The sequence below is a fragment of the Serratia sp. (in: enterobacteria) genome, assembly GCF_051654945.1.
Lineage (GTDB): Bacteria > Pseudomonadota > Gammaproteobacteria > Enterobacterales > Enterobacteriaceae > Chania.
The window spans coordinates 729989-746550 of sequence record NZ_JBOFZA010000072.1; the positions used below are offsets into that span (position 1 = coordinate 729989).

The 16562-nt window shown below is 56.7% G+C and carries 13 protein-coding genes; 8 read left to right on the forward strand and 5 right to left on the reverse strand.

Annotation, left to right across the window (positions count from 1 at the left end; genetic code table 11):
- Nucleotides 1–15 precede the first annotated feature (15 nt).
- Both aat and infA read left to right on the forward strand, forming a co-directional pair.
- On the forward strand, nt 16–741 hold the full coding sequence (aat, locus tag ACRDCA_RS13900) for a leucyl/phenylalanyl-tRNA--protein transferase (protein WP_438690034.1): 726 nt from the start codon (nt 16–18) through the stop codon (nt 739–741).
- Between the two features lie 106 nt (nt 742–847).
- A complete protein-coding gene (gene infA, locus ACRDCA_RS13905; protein ID WP_002211347.1) occupies nt 848–1066 on the forward strand; it encodes a translation initiation factor IF-1 in 219 nt (72 codons plus the stop codon).
- A gap of 206 nt (nt 1067–1272) precedes the next feature.
- On the opposite strand, the gene clpA is transcribed toward infA, so the two are convergent.
- Complete coding sequence (gene clpA, locus ACRDCA_RS13910; RefSeq protein ID WP_438690035.1) at nt 1273–3552, reverse strand: ATP-dependent Clp protease ATP-binding subunit ClpA; 2280 nt, start codon at nt 3550–3552, stop codon at nt 1273–1275.
- A 26-nt stretch (nt 3553–3578) separates the two neighbouring features.
- Nucleotides 3579–3899 (reverse strand): ATP-dependent Clp protease adapter ClpS, encoded by a 321-nt coding sequence (clpS, locus tag ACRDCA_RS13915; RefSeq protein ID WP_025119360.1) that lies wholly within the window; start codon nt 3897–3899, stop codon nt 3579–3581.
- A 334-nt stretch (nt 3900–4233) separates the two neighbouring features.
- On the opposite strand from clpS, the gene cspD reads away from it, so the two are divergent.
- Nucleotides 4234–4455: a cold shock-like protein CspD gene (cspD, locus tag ACRDCA_RS13920; protein WP_021804952.1), complete on the forward strand. Its 222-nt coding sequence runs from the start codon at nt 4234–4236 to the stop codon at nt 4453–4455.
- A gap of 76 nt (nt 4456–4531) precedes the next feature.
- Here cspD and macB read toward each other — a convergent pair whose 3' ends face one another.
- The 3 genes from macB to ACRDCA_RS13935 all read right to left on the reverse strand — a co-directional run bounded on the left by macB (nt 4532) and on the right by ACRDCA_RS13935 (nt 9415).
- Nucleotides 4532–6478 carry a macrolide ABC transporter ATP-binding protein/permease MacB gene (macB, locus tag ACRDCA_RS13925; protein ID WP_438690036.1) on the reverse strand — a complete coding sequence of 649 codons (1947 nt, stop codon included), beginning with the start codon at nt 6476–6478 and terminating at the stop codon, nt 4532–4534.
- Entirely contained in the window at nt 6478–7590 is a 1113-nt protein-coding gene (gene macA / locus ACRDCA_RS13930; protein WP_438690037.1) for a macrolide transporter subunit MacA, read from the reverse strand. Before macA ends, macB begins: the two co-directional genes overlap by 1 nt.
- A 169-nt stretch (nt 7591–7759) precedes the next feature.
- Nucleotides 7760–9415, reverse strand: coding sequence for an ATP-dependent endonuclease (locus tag ACRDCA_RS13935; protein WP_438690038.1), 1656 nt, complete (start codon nt 9413–9415; stop codon nt 7760–7762).
- Nucleotides 9416–9594: 179 nt separating this feature from the next.
- On the opposite strand from ACRDCA_RS13935, the gene ACRDCA_RS13940 reads away from it, so the two are divergent.
- The 5 genes from ACRDCA_RS13940 to ltaE all read left to right on the forward strand — a co-directional run bounded on the left by ACRDCA_RS13940 (nt 9595) and on the right by ltaE (nt 16538).
- A complete protein-coding gene (locus ACRDCA_RS13940; protein WP_438690039.1) occupies nt 9595–10491 on the forward strand; it encodes a lysine exporter LysO family protein in 897 nt (298 codons plus the stop codon).
- A gap of 185 nt (nt 10492–10676) precedes the next feature.
- A complete protein-coding gene (hcp, locus tag ACRDCA_RS13945; RefSeq protein ID WP_438690040.1) occupies nt 10677–12326 on the forward strand; it encodes a hydroxylamine reductase in 1650 nt (549 codons plus the stop codon).
- Between the two features lie 55 nt (nt 12327–12381).
- Entirely contained in the window at nt 12382–13386 is a 1005-nt protein-coding gene (hcr, locus tag ACRDCA_RS13950; RefSeq protein ID WP_438690041.1) for an NADH oxidoreductase, read from the forward strand.
- Nucleotides 13387–13519: 133 nt separating this feature from the next.
- Complete coding sequence (poxB, locus tag ACRDCA_RS13955; protein WP_438690042.1) at nt 13520–15241, forward strand: ubiquinone-dependent pyruvate dehydrogenase; 1722 nt, start codon at nt 13520–13522, stop codon at nt 15239–15241.
- 280 nt (nt 15242–15521) lie between these two features.
- Nucleotides 15522–16538 carry a low-specificity L-threonine aldolase gene (gene ltaE, locus ACRDCA_RS13960; RefSeq protein ID WP_438690043.1) on the forward strand — a complete coding sequence of 339 codons (1017 nt, stop codon included), beginning with the start codon at nt 15522–15524 and terminating at the stop codon, nt 16536–16538.
- The last annotated feature ends 24 nt before the right edge of the window (nt 16539–16562 follow it).

The following is a 16562-nucleotide window of genomic DNA, read 5'->3' on the forward strand; positions in this document are numbered from 1 at the left end:
ACGCTAAGAGGTTTTATGCGCATTGTTAAGCTGTCATCGCAGTCCGTCGCGTTTCCTTCACCAGAGGGCGCTCTTCACGATCCTAACGGTCTGCTGGCGATTGGTGGCGATCTTACGCCTGCGCGACTGCTGGCGGCTTATGAGCGCGGTATCTTCCCTTGGTATTCGCCTGGGGAAGCCATCCTCTGGTGGTCGCCAGACCCACGGGCAGTGCTGTTCCCTGCGGAATATCACGTCAGCCGCAGCCTCAGACGCTTCCTGCGCAGCGATCCGTTCCGTATTACCCTCAATCATGATTTTGCCGCCGTGATCGCCGCCTGCTCATACCGTCCCGACGAAGGCACCTGGATTGGCGAAGAGGTGCAACAAGCCTATTTGCAGTTACATCATCTAGGGCATGCCCATTCCGTTGAAGTGTGGCAAGGGGAAGAGCTGGTCGGCGGCCTGTACGGCGTGGCTCAAGGGGCGCTGTTTTGCGGGGAATCGATGTTCAGCCGCACGACCAATGCCTCAAAGTGTGCTTTATTGGCGTTTTGCCGCCATTTTGCCGGTTATGGTGGGGAATTGGTTGACTGTCAGGTGCTTAACGCTCACACTGCCCGGCTTGGAGCGAGGGAAATCCCCCGCCGCCTATTTTTACAGCAGTTGAGCAACCTTCAGCGCAGGACCTTAGCGCCGGAGTGCTGGACAGCGCAAGTCATACCCCCACAGCTGGTTGTACTACCCACCCAGACTGACTAATTTTGTGGGATCGGTGCATTGTTCACCGACACTCCTTTACATAATGTGGGTTTTTCGGCATTATCTTGCCGGTTAAAAACTATGGTAGTTAGACCTAGAGGATTCGATGGCCAAAGAAGACAATATTGAAATGCAGGGCACCGTTCTTGATACGCTGCCAAACACCATGTTCCGTGTTGAATTGGAAAACGGGCACGTGGTAACCGCTCATATCTCCGGTAAAATGCGCAAAAACTATATCCGCATCCTGACGGGTGACAAAGTCACTGTAGAGCTGACCCCGTACGACCTGAGCAAAGGCCGCATTGTCTTCCGTAGCCGTTAATCGGCTCACCCGTCGCCAGCCATTGGTGACACCGAGGATGTGATCCCTCAAAAAGAGCCCTTTCCGTTTACCGCCGCAGCAACGTTCTCCACCGAGTTGTGTTGGCGCAGGTAAACTGAGAGGGCTCACTCATTTCTGCGGTATGTGAATTTCACGTATAAAAAAAGCGATGCCTAGGCATCGCTTTTTCGTGAACTCCCTACCGCTTAGTGCACTGCACCTTCATCCGCTTTACGCTTCTGGGCGCTGAGGAAGTGGTAAGTCAGCTGTTTCTTCTCTTTATCCAGTTCGACTTTCACCGAACCACCGTCAACCAGTGAACCAAACAGCAGTTCGTTGGCCAGCGGTTTTTTCAGGCTTTCCTGCATCACACGCGCCATTGGGCGAGCGCCCATCGCACGGTCATAGCCTTTCACTGACAGCCAATCACGCGCTTCGTCACTCACTTCCATCGACACGCCCTTGGCATCCAGCTGTGCTTGCAGTTCGACGATAAACTTGTCGACCACCTGCTGGATCACCGCCGGAGACAGATGGTTGAACCAGATGACGTTGTCCAGACGGTTGCGGAATTCTGGCGTAAACACCTTCTTGATCTCTTCCATCGCGTCGATGCTGTTGTCCTGCTCGATCAGGCCAATCGATTTGCGTTCCGTTTCGCGTACCCCGGCGTTGGTGGTCATCACCAGGATCACGTTACGGAAGTCCGCCTTACGGCCGTTGTTATCGGTCAGCGTCCCGTTATCCATCACCTGCAACAGCAGGTTGAACACGTCCGGGTGCGCCTTCTCGATTTCATCGAGCAGCACTACCGCATGCGGATGTTTGATCACCGCATCGGTCAACAGGCCGCCCTGATCGTAACCGACGTAGCCCGGAGGTGCGCCAATCAGACGGCTGACGGTATGGCGTTCCATATATTCGGACATATCAAACCGCAGCAGCTCGATATCCAGCGCTTTCGCCAACTGTACCGTAACCTCGGTTTTCCCCACCCCGGTCGGCCCGGCGAACAGGAAGGAACCTACAGGTTTACGATCCTGGCCCAGACCAGCACGGCTCATCTTGATCGCTTCGGTCAGCGCCTCGATAGCCGGATCCTGGCCGAACACCAGCATTTTCAGACGGTCGCTCAGGCTTCTCAGCACGTCGCGATCGCTGGCAGAGACGGTTTTTTCCGGGATACGCGCAATGCGCGCCACCACGGATTCGATATCCGCCACGTTGACCGTTTTCTTACGTTTGTTCACCGGCAGCAAGCGGCTGCGCGCACCGGCTTCATCGATCACGTCGATCGCCTTGTCCGGCAAATGACGGTCATTGATGTATTTCACCGATAACTCAACCGCTGCACGTACCGCTTTGGCGGTGTAACGCACGTCATGATGCGCTTCGTACTTGGTTTTCAGACCGTTGATGATCTGAATGGTCTCTTCCGGCGTTGGTTCGGTAATGTCTATTTTCTGGAAGCGACGCGCCAGCGCGCGGTCTTTTTCGAAAATATTGCTGAACTCCTGATAGGTGGTCGAGCCGATCACCCGGATCTTGCCACTTGACAGCAGCGGTTTGATCAGGTTGGCGGCATCCACTTGCCCACCGGAAGCCGCACCGGCACCGATGATGGTGTGAATTTCGTCGATAAACAGGATGCTGTTCTTATCCTGCTCCAGCTGTTTGAGCAGCGCCTTGAAGCGCTTCTCGAAGTCGCCACGGTATTTGGTGCCTGCCAGCAATGAGCCGATATCCAGCGAGTAGAGCGTGCAGTCTGCCATGACCTCTGGCACGTCGCCCTGCACGATCCGCCAGGCCAGCCCTTCGGCAATCGCGGTTTTACCTACGCCGGATTCCCCCACCAGCAGCGGGTTGTTTTTACGACGGCGGCACAGCACCTGAATGGCGCGCTCCAGTTCACGGTCACGGCCAATCAGCGGATCGAGACCGCCCACGCGGGCCAGTTGGTTGAGGTTGGTGGTGAAGTTTTCCATACGGTCTTCCCCTCCAGGCTGCTCTTCGTTTACCGGGTTTTCCGCATTAGGTGCCTGGCCCGGCTCATCTTTACGTGTGCCATGTGAAATGAAGTTCACCACGTCGAGACGGCTGACGTCGTGTTTACGCAGCAGGTATGCCGCCTGGGACTCCTGTTCGCTGAAGATCGCCACCAACACGTTGGCACCGCTCACTTCGCTCCGGCCGGAGGACTGCACGTGGAATACCGCACGCTGCAACACACGCTGGAAGCTGAGCGTCGGCTGGGTGTCGCGCTCCTCTTCGCTGGTAGGCAGCGTCGGTGTGGTTTGTTCGATAAAGGCTTCCAGCTCCTGGCGTAACGCGGCCAGATCCACCGTACAAGCCTCGAGCGCTTCGCGCGCGGCAGGGTTGCTGAGTAACGCCAGCAACAGGTGCTCCACGGTCATAAACTCATGTCTGTGCTCGCGCGCTCTGGCGAAAGCCATGTTGAGACTGAGTTCCAATTCTTGATTGAGCATAGGCACCTCCCCAATAGATTGCCTTTTCAGGCTTTTTCCAGCGTACAGAGCAACGGATGCTCGTTCTCCCTTGCGTAACGGTTCACATGGGCCACCTTGGTTTCCGCGACCTCGGCGGTGAAAACCCCGCAGATCGCCTTGCCTTGATAGTGGACCGTGAGCATCAGTTGCGTTGCACGTTCAATATCATAAGAAAAGAACTTTTGCAGAACGTCAATCACAAATTCCATCGGTGTGTAATCGTCGTTGTTAAGTATAACTTTATACATTGACGGCGGTTTTACCGCATCGATTTGTTTTTCTTCGGCCAAGTGTTCAATATTTAGCCAATCGTTGCTATTGCCCATCGCTGCTCATCTTCTCTGCCATGCCTCAGTATATGGGGCCATGTTCGGGTTATTCAAACTGGGTTATCGAGATCATTTTACCATCTTCGTAGGTAACGTGCCGCAGCACAAAGCGAATAATCGCGGCGATAAATTGTTACCAAACCATGTCAATAGCGTTAACTAGCTCAAACTTTGGTGAACTGCTCGAAGCGGTCATTGGCCGATCCCTTGACGTGATGATCATTTGCTCTAGAGTGTAAATTCGTGGGTTGCTGGTCTTTTGACCAGCAGGGACTCACCAGAATCAGTTATTCATCTCATCTAAAAATTGCGTTGCGAGGGATGTAGAAGCATGGAGACGGGTACTGTTAAATGGTTCAATAACGCCAAAGGGTTCGGTTTTATCTGCCCGGAAGGCGGCGGTGAAGATATCTTCGCGCATTATTCAACAATTAAAATGGATGGCTACCGAACGTTGAAAGCAGGCCAACAGGTCAGGTTCGACGTGCATCAAGGGCCGAAAGGGAACCATGCGAGCCTGATTATGCCGCTGGAAAGCGAGGCAATGGCCTAGACGCTCCCACAAGCCCCCTTCTGCATAGCCAAGTTAAAATGCCAGTCGCCGTATGACTGGCATTTTATTTTTGCTGTTACTCACGCGCCAACGCATCAATCGGGTTCAGCCGTGCGGCGCTTCGAGCCGGTAAGTAGCCGAATACCACGCCAATACCGGTGGAACACAAGAACGCACTCAGCAGGGCCACCGGCGGGAAGCTGATCTGCCACCCCGGCATCGCCAATTGCACCACCAGACCAATCGCGAACGACAGCGCGATCCCCAACGCGCCCCCCACCAGGCAAACCAGCACGGCTTCGATCAGGAACTGTTGCAGAACATCGCCGGAACGCGCCCCGACCGCCATACGAATGCCGATTTCACGCGTCCTTTCCGTGACCGAAACCAGCATGATATTCATCACCCCAATCCCCCCCACCACCAGCGAGATCACCGCGACCAGAGTCAGGAACAGTTGCAGCGTGCGGGTGGTTTTCTCTGCGGTCTGCACCAGGCTGTCCATGTTGTAGGTGAAGAAGTCTTTCTTGCCGTGGCGTAACGTCAGCAGGCGCGTCAACTGTTGCTCCGCCTCCTGGCTGTTGTAACCATCGCGGATACGCACGGTGATCGAGTCAAAGTAGTCATTCCCCATCAACCGGTTAGCCATCGTGCTATAGGGCACCCATACGCTCAGCGTCTTGCTGCTGCCAAACATTGACTGCTTTTCCTGCGCGACGCCAACTATCGTGGCGGGCATATTACCCACCAGGATCACCTCACCCACCACGTTCTTTTGATAGGGGAACAGGCGGCGCTGCGTGTTGGCGTCAATGACCACCACCTGCGCCTGAGATTGTACCTGCATGGCGTCAATACCTACCCCTTGTGAGAACGTCATGCCATAAACCCGAAAATACTGCTCGCTGACGCCCGCGACATTGGCGGCAACATCGATATTGCCAAACCGTAGCCGCATGCTGCTACTGATATTGGGCGACAGCGCGCTGACATAGGGCTGCTCACGTAACGCGCTCAGATCGCCATATTTCAACGCCTGACGGAAGGTGGGATCGTCGTCACCAAAGTCTTTGCCGGGATAGACATCCACCGTGTTGGTGCCGATGGATTTGATGTCAGCCAGGATCATCTGCTTGGCCGCGTCGCCGATCACCAGGATCGACACCACCGAGGCGATGCCGATGATGATCCCCAGCATGGTTAACGCCGTGCGCATCTTGTTGGCCGCCATGGCTCGCCAGGCCATTACCAGGGCCTCGCGGAAACGGCCGGCCATCTGCTGCCAGGAAGGCGCTGGCGTGGCGAGCTCCAGCATCTTGGCCTGCGGGTTGCCCTGCGCCTGCGGCCGGGAGTCGGCGATGATTTCTCCGTCGCGGATCTCGATAATCCGTTCCGCCTGCTGGGCTACCGCCGGATCGTGCGTGACGATAATCACCGTGTGCCCCTGCTCACGCAGCTGCTTGAGGATCGTCATCACTTCTTCACCGGAATGGCTGTCGAGCGCACCGGTTGGCTCATCCGCCAGGATCACCTGACCGCCGTTCATCAATGCCCGCGCAATACTGACGCGCTGCTGCTGCCCCCCGGAAAGCTGGCTTGGCCGGTAGGAGATACGCTCTCCCAACCCCAGGCGTTGCAGCAAGGCTGCCGCTCTTTCGCGCCGTGCTGCCTTGCTCAGCCCAGCATACACCGCAGGCACTTCGACGTTATGTGCCGCACTCAGGTGAGGCAGCAGATGATAACGCTGAAAGATAAAACCAAAATGCTCGCGCCGCAGCTGAGCCAGCGCATCGCCATCGAGCGTCGCCACGTCCTGCCCGGCGACGCGGTAAGTCCCGGCGCTGGGTTTGTCCAGACAGCCAAGAATGTTCATCAGCGTTGATTTACCGGAGCCAGAAGCCCCCATAATCGCCACCATCTCACCGGCATCAATGCGCAGACTGACGTTTTTCAGCACGTCCACGGTTTGATCGCCGGAGAGATAGCTACGCCGGATATCACTCAGTTCTAACAGTGCGGTCATCAGCTGGCCTCCGCGCCGCCGCGGCTGACGATCACCTCTTCACCGGCCTGTAACCCGCTGATAATCTCCACATCCACGTTGTTGCGAATGCCGATAGTGACTTCCCGTTTCTCTTCCTTGCCCTGTTGCAGCACCGAAATGTGGTAACGGTTATCGGCGATCTGATCCCCTAATGCCACCAACGGGATCACCAGCGCATCGCTGACCCCAGCCAGTTGAATATGCACCTGCGCGGTCATTTGCAGACGCAGCAAACCCTGTGGGTTTGGCACTTCGAAACGTGCGTAATAGAAAATAGCGTTATTGACCTTTTCTGGCGTGGGCTGAATGTCTTTCAGCACGCCGTCAAAGCGTTTGCTCGGATCCCCCAGCACGGTAAACCAGGCTTTCAACCCCGGTTTGAGATGGATCACATCCGCCTCGGAAACCTGTGCCTTCACCAGCATGGTGCTCATATCCGCCAGCGTCAGAATATTGGGCGCTTGCTGCGCGGCGATCACCGTCTGGCCCTGCAAGGTGGTGATTTGCACCACGTCACCGTCCATCGGCGCTTCGATACGGGTATAGGCCAGATTGATCTTGGCGGTGTCCAGGCTGGCCTGATTTTTGGCGATCTCCGCCCGGGTGGTGGCAACCTGCGCCTTTTTCACCGCCAGATTGGTGGCGAACTGATCCAAATCCTGGCGCGATACCGCCTGCACCTTGGCCAGTTCGCGGTTACGCTGCAAGGTAACCTCGGCCAGTTGCTGCTCCGCCTGCGCCTGTTGCAGTTGGGCTTGCAGTTGCTGCAGCGTGGCCTCGCCTTCGCGGATGCTGTTTTGCGCCTGCTGGGGATCGATAATGCCGAGCAGTTGGCCTTTTTGTACCTTATCGCCAATCTCGACCTTCAGGCTTTCCAACTGCCCGCTGACCTGGGCACCCACGTCAACCTTGCGTACGGCATCCAGTTGGCCGGTCGCCAGCACGCTTTGCTCCAGATCGCGTTTGACCACCTTGACCGTTTTAAACTCTACCGGGGCCGGATGGCTAAAGTGCCAATAAGCCAAAATGGCGAGCACCACCAGAACGGCGCATACCACCAACCCGCGTTTTTTACCTTTTTTTACCCACATCAATCTCTGTTCCTAGCGATTTCCAGTTGCCAACCCCGACAACCCACGTAAATTTTGCCCTCACCCCAACCCTCTCCCACAGGAGAGGGAGCTGCCCTGGAGCCGTAATCAGCTCAAGTAGACAATCTGTAACACGTTTAATTCCCCAACCAGTCAATCTGTGGCCCGGTCAGTCGGCCTTACCCCGTGCCAGCCACATCACGCGGGAAAACATTTTCTTCAGCAATGGCGGCACAGAATCGGTGCCCCACGCTCCGGCCTGCATGGCCACCTCAATCGCCAGATCGGGTTTGGAAGTGTGATGCACCGCCTTGATGATCACCTTGCGTACCGGCATCTGTACCTTTGGCGGTATTGAAGCCACCCGATGATAGACCGAACTGAAGCCCTCCCGATACATGAAGTGTTCCATATCCGGTGCGGGCAGTGCGGTCAGGCGATCGCGTTCGTTATCTTCGTGGTTATCCAGCATGCTGCGCACGGCGTTGGCGTATTTTTTGCCTGCTTCATCACCATCTACCAGGGCATGCCATTCAATGCCCATACGGCGGGCAAACTTCAGCAGGGGCTTCAGCCCACATTGGGCAAACTCAATGACCCGCACGCCTTCGGACTCGAAACGGTAGCCACACTGGCGCGCCAGTTCGTTGAGCAGCCAAACCTCGGTTTCCCCTTCCACCAGCAGCCAGCAGCGGGCAAACAGCGAGGCAGGCCGGTTGAAGCGGATGTGGAACGCAATGCGTCGTCCATCCTCCGCGCTTAACCCTTTCGGCCCAAGGCGATAGGTGGCGACTCGTGCCGATTCGCGCACCAGGCGGCAAATATGCTCCACCGGTACCAGCGATACCAGTTCGCTGGAATTGGTGGTGGTAATGCGCTGTAACGGCATCTGATTGAGCAACCCCCAGGCCACCGACAGCATGATTGGGTGCAGGCGCGTTTCCGGATCCTCTACCAGCAACAGTGGCCGGGCATGGGGATCGAGCTTGACGTTGCCCTTGGCCTGCAACAGCGTAGAAAACATCCCGAGCAGGATCAGACGCATGCTGCGGCTGTTAGGTTCGGCAATCATGCGGTTGATGCTGTCCAGCGATCGCCACGCCTGCTGTTCCGGCTGGCGACGATGGCGAGGCCCGGCAACCTGTGAGCCCTGCTCGGCAAAATAGTGCTCGAGCAGTTGCTGCATTGCCGCCAGCCCCTGCCTGAGTTCGGCATTGGTCAGCTTTTGCGGATTGCGCACCAGTTCACGCGTCAGTTGATCCAATTGTTGTGCCAGGGCTTCGTTATCGGCGGGGAGACGATCGCTGAGCGAGCTGGGCCGCAGGCGGCGGATAAAGCGCGCATCACGCAGCCGCAGCACCGGATGAATACGGATCAGGGCGTGCACCAGTTGATCGATATGGTGCAGGTGCAAGGCATTGCCATCTGCGTCAAGGAAACGCCGCCAGGTACATACCGTGCCATCATCGGCCAACTCCCCTTCGCAGCAGTAATGAATGCGGCTCAGGTTATCTTCCCCCTTCGACCACAGCGGCGAAAGGTGGCGATAGCGCGGCAGATGTGCATGACCGAGATCTTTCTCGCAGAAGGTGAAGATAATCTGCAAATGACGATCTTTGGCCGCCTCCTCCCCCGGTGGGAAGTAGAAGTCTTTGGCTTCGAAGCGATACAGCGTCTGAACCGGAGCCAGCAAAAAGGTCATGGCGTCCAGCAGGCTGGACTTACCCCAGGCATTTTCCCCTAGTAATACAGTGTTATCATCCAGCGTCAGTGAAAGCCGGTTAATTCCGCGGAACCCTACAATCTCAATGCGCTCCAGGTACATCTGCTGACTCCTTTATTCGCCTGATACCTTGAGGATGAGCAATAAAGCCATTGCAGGTCAAGCAGACATTCCCATGCGTGCGGTAAACACCGCAAATCAGCCACTTTACTCAGACGATTATTTTGGTTAGCGTGTTGGGTTTGCCTTACCCCCTTAACATTAAAGGACGCTCGTTTCACATGTACTCAGGACTGCTGATTATACTGATACCGCTGATCGTCGGTTATCTTGTCCCCTTGCGTAGCGTCACTCTGATCCGGGCCATTAACCGCCTGCTGAGCTGGATGGTGTATGTGATCCTGTTCTTTATGGGGATCAGCCTGGCATTCCTGGAAAACCTCAGCAGCAATCTGCTGTTGATCTTTCAGTACACCCTGGTGTTTTTCCTGTGCATCTTTTGCGCCAACCTCCTGTGGTTATCTCTGTTTGAACGCCGTCGCCCCTGGCACAGCGCTCACAAGCAAGAAACGTTACCCTCGCGTCTGCATATGGCATTGGAATCCCTGAAACTCTGTGGAGTGGTAATTGGGGGTTTTGCCTTGGGCCTCACCCAATGGCACTGGCTGCAATTTGCCGGCCAAGGCAGCGAATACGCCCTGCTGTTTCTGCTGTTGCTGGTGGGCGCGCAGTTACGCAACAGCGGGATGACGCTGCGCCAAATCGCTCTCAATCGCCGTGGCATGATGGTCGCCGTGGTGGTGGCCGCCAGTTCGCTTTTCGGTGGAGCAATCGCCGCACTGCTGCTGGGGTTGCCGCTGAAAGCCGGTTTGGCGATGGCTTCGGGCTTTGGCTGGTATTCCCTTTCCGGCATCCTGATCACCGACGCCTATGGCCCGGTGATGGGCAGCGCCGCCTTCTTCAACGATCTGGCTCGTGAGCTGGTGGCGATTATGCTGCTGCCTACGCTGGTGCGCCGCAGTCGTTCGTCCGCATTAGGCTTATGCGGTGCCACCTCGATGGACTTCACGCTGCCGGTGCTGCAACGCAGCGGCGGGATGGAAATGGTGCCTCCGGCCATCGTACACGGATTCCTGCTGAGCCTGTTGGCTCCGGTGTTGATCGCCCTGTTCTCGTAACCATCACGGGCGCGGTTCATTTGCCGCGCCCAAACGGTAAAATCGTAATAATTCCCATCCGCACGTCAACTTGTTCTAAATCAATCTTTGTTAAAGTTGTGTCAAAAAAGCCTTTTTAAGGTTGCGCCATCGATCTATGCTTCAAAACAAGCATTATAAATGCAACTTTAAAAAAGGAAGCGATTATGTTCTGTGTGCAATGTGAACAAACCATCCGGACACCGGCAGGCAACGGCTGCTCTTACGCTCAAGGGATGTGCGGGAAAACGGCAGAAACTTCAGACCTGCAGGATCTGTTGATAGCGGCGCTGCAAGGGCTGTCTGCCTGGGCCTTGCAGGCGCGTGCATTAGGGATTATCGACCATGATGTCGACAGTTTTTCCCCACGCGCCTTCTTCTCTACGCTGACCAACGTCAACTTCGATTCCGCTCGCATTATCGGCTATGCGCGTGACACCATTGCCCTGCGTGATTCGCTGGCGGTTCGCTGCCGTCTGCTCGATGCCAGCGTACGGGTCGATCACCCTCTGGCCCAGCTGCAACTGGCCGGTGACGATATGCCAGCGCTGTTGCAACAGGCCGCGCAGTTTGCCCTCAATAACGATAAAGCCGAAGTGGGCGACGATATCCACGGCCTACGTATGCTGTGCCTGTACGGCCTGAAAGGGGCCGCTGCCTATATGGAACATGCCCATGTGCTGGGCCAGTTCGACAACCAGATCTACGCCGATTACCACGCCTTTATGGCCTGGCTGGGCACTCAACCGAGCGATCTGGACACCCTGCTGAACAACTCGATGGCCATCGGCAAAATGAACTTCAGCGTGATGGCCATTCTGGATCGCGGCGAAACCAGCGCCTTTGGCGATCCACAGCCGACCACCGTCAACGTGCGCCCGGTCGCGGGCAAGGCGATCCTGATTTCCGGCCACGATCTGAAAGATCTGCGCCTGCTGCTGGAACAGACCGCAGGCACCGGCATCAACGTCTATACCCACGGCGAAATGTTGCCAGCCCATGGCTACCCAGAGCTGAAAAAATTCCCGCATCTGGTGGGGAACTACGGCAGCGGCTGGCAGAATCAGCAGACCGAATTCGCCAAATTCCCAGGCTCGATCGTGATGACCTCCAACTGCATTATCGATCCGAACGTCGGTAATTATGGCGATCGCATCTGGACGCGCAGTATCGTTGGCTGGCCAGGCGTCAACCATCTGGAAGGCGATGATTTCAGCACCGTGATCGCTCAGGCACAGCAGTTGGCTGGCTTCCCTTACAGCGAGATTGAACACCTGATCACCGTCGGTTTTGGCCGCCAGGTATTGCTCAGCGCTGCGGATACCGTCGTCGATCTGGTCGTGCAGAAAAAACTGCGCCATGTCTTCCTGGTTGGCGGTTGTGATGGCAGCCGTGATGAACGCAGCTACTTCACCGACTTTGCCCGCAACGTACCGCAAGATTGCCTGATCATGACGCTGGGTTGCGGTAAATACCGCTTCAACAAACTGGACTTCGGTACGCTGGAAGGCCTGCCGCGCCTGCTGGACGTAGGCCAATGTAACGACGCCTATTCTGCCGTGATGCTGGCGGTCAAACTCGCCGAGAAAGTCGGTGGAACGGTCAATGATCTGCCGCTCAGCCTGGTGTTGTCATGGTTCGAGCAGAAAGCGATCGTCATTCTGCTGACGCTGCTGTCGCTGGGAGTGAAAAACATCGTCACCGGCCCAAGCGCACCGGCCTTCCTGACCGACAATCTGTTAGCAGTGCTGAATGAGAAATTCGGCCTGCGTTCGGTCACCACCGTAGAGCAGGATATGCAAACTCTTCTCGGCTAAGGCCGATGTTCCGGGGCTGCCCTTCGCGGTGGCCCCGTTTGTTTTGAGGTGCCCCATGAGCCAACCCAGCCCACTATGCCCCAACCGGATGCAGGTACATTCCCTGCACCAGGAAACCGCCGACGTCTGGACGCTGAATCTGATCAACAACGATTTTTACCCTTATCAGCCCGGTCAGTTTGCATTGGTCAGCATTCGCGACAGTGAAGACACGCTGCGCGCCTACACCCTCTCCTCTTCGCCCGGTCTGAGCCCGTTTATCAGCATCAGCGTGCGCTGTTTGGCGGATGGGCTTGGCTCGCGTTGGCTGACGCAAGAGGTCAAACCGGGCCAGACACTGTGGCTGTCGGATGCCCAAGGGGAGTTCAGCTGCGTTCAACACCCGAGCGATCGCTACCTGATGCTGGCCGCAGGCTGTGGCGTCACGCCGATAATTTCCATGTGTCGTTGGCTGGTAGTCAACCGCCCACAATGTGATATCAAGGTGATCTTCAACGTTCGCACGCCTGCGGATGTGATTTTTGCCGAACAGTGGCAGCAACTCTCCGCCGCTCATCCGCAACTCCAGTTGACGTTGATGGCAGAACAGGATGCACAGCCCGGTTTCCTGTCTGGCCGCATCAACGAGCAGGTGTTGCAACAGGTCGTACCGGATATTGCCTCGCGCACCGTGATGACCTGCGGCCCGGCCCCTTACATGCAGCAGGTTGAACAGCTTTGCCTACAGCTCGGCGTGCCGGCAGCCAACTTCCACCAGGAACAGTTCCACACCTCGGCAGAAGTTGATGATGGGCAAGGTGAGCAATTGACGCTGCGCATCGGTCAGCCGCTGCGTGAATTCCGCGTACCGGTCGGCAGCACCCTGCTCGCAGCGCTGGAGTCCCACAAGTTACCGGTTAATGCCGCCTGCCGTGCTGGCGTTTGCGGTTCGTGCAAAACCCGCATTATCGATGGCCAATACACCACCAGCAGCACCATGACGTTAACCCCGACGGAAATCGAACAAGGCTACGTGCTGGCCTGTAGTTGCCAACTCCACAGCGATGTCACCCTAGCCTGAGTTTAGATAACCTAGCGCCCCATTACCCGATGGGGCACATATCGGTAAGCGTATCTCCTAATGCCCTTCTACACTTTCAGTTTGCCTCTAACCGGGCGAGTACCCCTCATTTTGCATAATGACTGGAGGAACGATGAAGCAAACAGTAGCCACGCTGATCGCCAAAACGCTGGAACAGGCCGGTGTAAAACGCATCTGGGGCGTCACCGGCGATTCGCTCAACGGCCTGAGCGACAGCCTGCACCGGATGGGCACCATTGCCTGGATGGGCACCCGTCATGAGGAGGTCGCCGCCTTTGCCGCGGGTGCCGAAGCACAACTCACCGGCCAGTTGGCGGTCTGCGCAGGCTCCTGCGGCCCCGGCAACCTGCACCTGATCAACGGCCTGTTCGATTGCCACCGCAACCACGTCCCGGTACTGGCAATCGCCGCCCATATTCCTTCCAGCGAGATCGGCAGCGGCTATTTTCAGGAAACCCACCCGCAGGAACTGTTCCGCGAGTGCAGCCACTATTGCGAGCTGGTCTCCAATCCAGAGCAACTGCCCCGCGTGCTTGAGATCGCGATGCGTAAAGCGATCCTCAACCGTGGCGTTTCGGTGATTGTGCTGCCGGGCGATGTTGCTCTGCAAATGGCACCGGAAGATGCCAGCATGGTGTGGCATACGCCAGCGCACCCATTGATGCAGCCGCCAATGAGTGAGTTGCAAAAGCTGGCCGAAACGCTGAACAACGCCAAAAACATCACCCTGATGTGCGGCAGCGGCTGTGCCGGCTCCCATGACGAAGTCGTCAAACTGGCCGAGCTGTTGCAGGCCCCCATTGTCCATGCCCTGCGCGGCAAAGAACATATCGAATGGGATAACCCGTACAGCGTCGGCATGACCGGGCTGATCGGTTTCTCCTCCGGCTACCACGCCATGATGAATGCGGATACGCTGGTGCTGCTCGGTACCCAGTTCCCGTACCGGGCGTTTTATCCGACCAATGCCAATATTATTCAAATCGATATCAACCCCGGCAGCATCGGCGCTCACTGTCCGGTGAATATGGCGCTGATGGGGGATATCAACACGACGCTCAGCGCCTTGCTGCCGCAACTGCAAGCCAAAAGCGACCGCAAATTTCTGGATAAGGCGCTGGAACATTACCGGGAAGCGCGCAAAGATCTCGACGGATTGGCTACCGCCAATGACAACCAGCCGATCCATCCACAGTACCTGGCGCAACAAATCAGCCATTACGCCACTGAGGACGCCATTTTCACCTGCGATGTCGGCACGCCAACGGTGTGGGCCGCACGCTATCTGAAAATGAACGGTCAACGTCGCCTGCTCGGGTCGTTCAACCATGGGTCAATGGCTAACGCCATGCCGCAGGCGATTGGCGCTCAGGCCACCGAACCGGATAAACAGGTGATCGCCCTATGCGGCGATGGCGGTTTTACCATGCTGATGGGGGATTTTCTGTCGCTGGCCCAGTTGAAACTGCCGGTCAAGGTGGTGGTGTTCAACAACAGCGTGCTGGGTTTTGTGGCGATGGAGATGAAAGCCGGTGGCTACCTCACCGACGGCACCGACCTGCATAACCCGGACTTTGCCGCCATTGCCAACGCCGCAGGCATCAAAGGCATTCGGGTAGAAAAAGCCTCCGAACTGGATGGGGCATTACAGGAGCTGTTGGCTCATCCCGGTCCGGCGTTGCTCGACGTGGTTACTGCCAAACAGGAACTGGCAATGCCACCGCAGATCAAATTCGAGCAGGCTAAAGGCTTCAGCCTGTATATGCTGCGCGCGATCATCAATGGCCGGGGCGATGAAGTCGTCGAACTGGCTAAAACCAACTGGTTACGCTAATTGCTAACTAGCTGCACCGAATAGTGCTTCAGGAAGGAGTCATGCAGAACGCCGACACGCCGTGAACCCATCCTTGGGGGCTGGCAATCGCGCATCCCGGCGCTCAACGGTCGGCTAACCTGCAATGACTCCCTCCTGTCTCAAACTTGGGGTGTAGCGATATTAAACGTATTTATTGAGCGGGGACGGTCAAGTGGGTTGTCCCTGCATTTTCCGCTTTTGCCACACGCTAATCCGGTTATGATAAAAGCCACTTCCTCATCGGCTACCAAGGACCCGTATGCTTATCGATTTACGCAGTGACACCGTTACCCAACCGAGCGCAGAGATGCGCACCGCCATGGCACAGGCCGACGTCGGCGACGACGTGTATGGCGACGATCCCACCGTTAACGCACTCCAGGCCGAAGCGGTCAGGCTCTCTGGCAAAGAGGCCGCATTATTCCTGCCTACCGGTACCCAGGCCAATCTGGTGGCCTTGCTGAGCCATTGCCAGCGCGGCGAGGAATATATCGTGGGCCAGCAGGCACATAACTACAAGTATGAAGCCGGTGGCGCAGCGGTGTTGGGCAGTATTCAGCCCCAACCGATTGAAGCCAATCCCGATGGCACACTGCCGTTAGACAAGGTTGCCGCTGCCATCAAGCCAGATGATATTCACTTCGCCAAGACGCGTTTGCTGAGCCTGGAAAACACCATCAGTGGCCGAGTGCTGCCGCTGGAGTATCTGCAACAGGCCTGGCAGTTCACCCGCGAACACAAGCTGGCCCTGCATATTGACGGCGCGCGCATTTTCAACGCCGCGGTAGCGCTGAACCTACCGCTGAAAGACATTGCCCGGTATTGCGATACCTTCACCATTTGCCTGTCGAAAGGCTTGGGTGCACCGGTCGGCTCATTGCTGTGCGGTAGCGAAGAATTTATTCAGCGTGCCAATCGTTGGCGCAAGATGACCGGTGGCGGTATGCGTCAGGCCGGTATTCTGGCGGCTGCCGGGCTGTATGCGTTGGAGCACAACGTCGAGCGGCTGAAAGAGGATCATGACAACGCCAAATGGCTCGAACAGCAGTTGCGTGATATTGGCGTAGAAATCGCCGAACCGGGCGCGCAAACCAACGTGCTGTACCTGCGCCAATCTGCGGAACTGGCGGCTAAGCTTGGCCCCTGGATGCGTGAACGTGGCGTGTTAATCAGCGCCGGGCCGTTGACCCGCATCCTGACGCACCTCAACGTCAGCCGCCAGGATCTGCAAAAAGTGGTCGAGCTGTGGCAGGCTTTCTTGCAACAACACGCTTAAATTTTTGCCGTAACACCGGGATGC

Bases quoted from the DNA above. Each gene is read 5' to 3' on its own strand.
- aat (WP_438690034.1), top strand. From the start codon at position 16: ATGCGCATTGTTAAGCTGTCATCGCAGTCCGTCGCGTTTCCTTCACCA.
- infA (WP_002211347.1), top strand. From the start codon at position 848: ATGGCCAAAGAAGACAATATTGAAATGCAGGGCACCGTTCTTGATACG.
- clpA (WP_438690035.1), bottom strand. From the start codon at position 3,552: ATGCTCAATCAAGAATTGGAACTCAGTCTCAACATGGCTTTCGCCAGA.
- clpS (WP_025119360.1), bottom strand. From the start codon at position 3,899: ATGGGCAATAGCAACGATTGGCTAAATATTGAACACTTGGCCGAAGAA.
- cspD (WP_021804952.1), top strand. From the start codon at position 4,234: ATGGAGACGGGTACTGTTAAATGGTTCAATAACGCCAAAGGGTTCGGT.
- macB (WP_438690036.1), bottom strand. From the start codon at position 6,478: ATGACCGCACTGTTAGAACTGAGTGATATCCGGCGTAGCTATCTCTCC.
- macA (WP_438690037.1), bottom strand. From the start codon at position 7,590: ATGTGGGTAAAAAAAGGTAAAAAACGCGGGTTGGTGGTATGCGCCGTT.
- ACRDCA_RS13935 (WP_438690038.1), bottom strand. From the start codon at position 9,415: ATGTACCTGGAGCGCATTGAGATTGTAGGGTTCCGCGGAATTAACCGG.
- ACRDCA_RS13940 (WP_438690039.1), top strand. From the start codon at position 9,595: ATGTACTCAGGACTGCTGATTATACTGATACCGCTGATCGTCGGTTAT.
- hcp (WP_438690040.1), top strand. From the start codon at position 10,677: ATGTTCTGTGTGCAATGTGAACAAACCATCCGGACACCGGCAGGCAAC.
- hcr (WP_438690041.1), top strand. From the start codon at position 12,382: ATGAGCCAACCCAGCCCACTATGCCCCAACCGGATGCAGGTACATTCC.
- poxB (WP_438690042.1), top strand. From the start codon at position 13,520: ATGAAGCAAACAGTAGCCACGCTGATCGCCAAAACGCTGGAACAGGCC.
- ltaE (WP_438690043.1), top strand. From the start codon at position 15,522: ATGCTTATCGATTTACGCAGTGACACCGTTACCCAACCGAGCGCAGAG.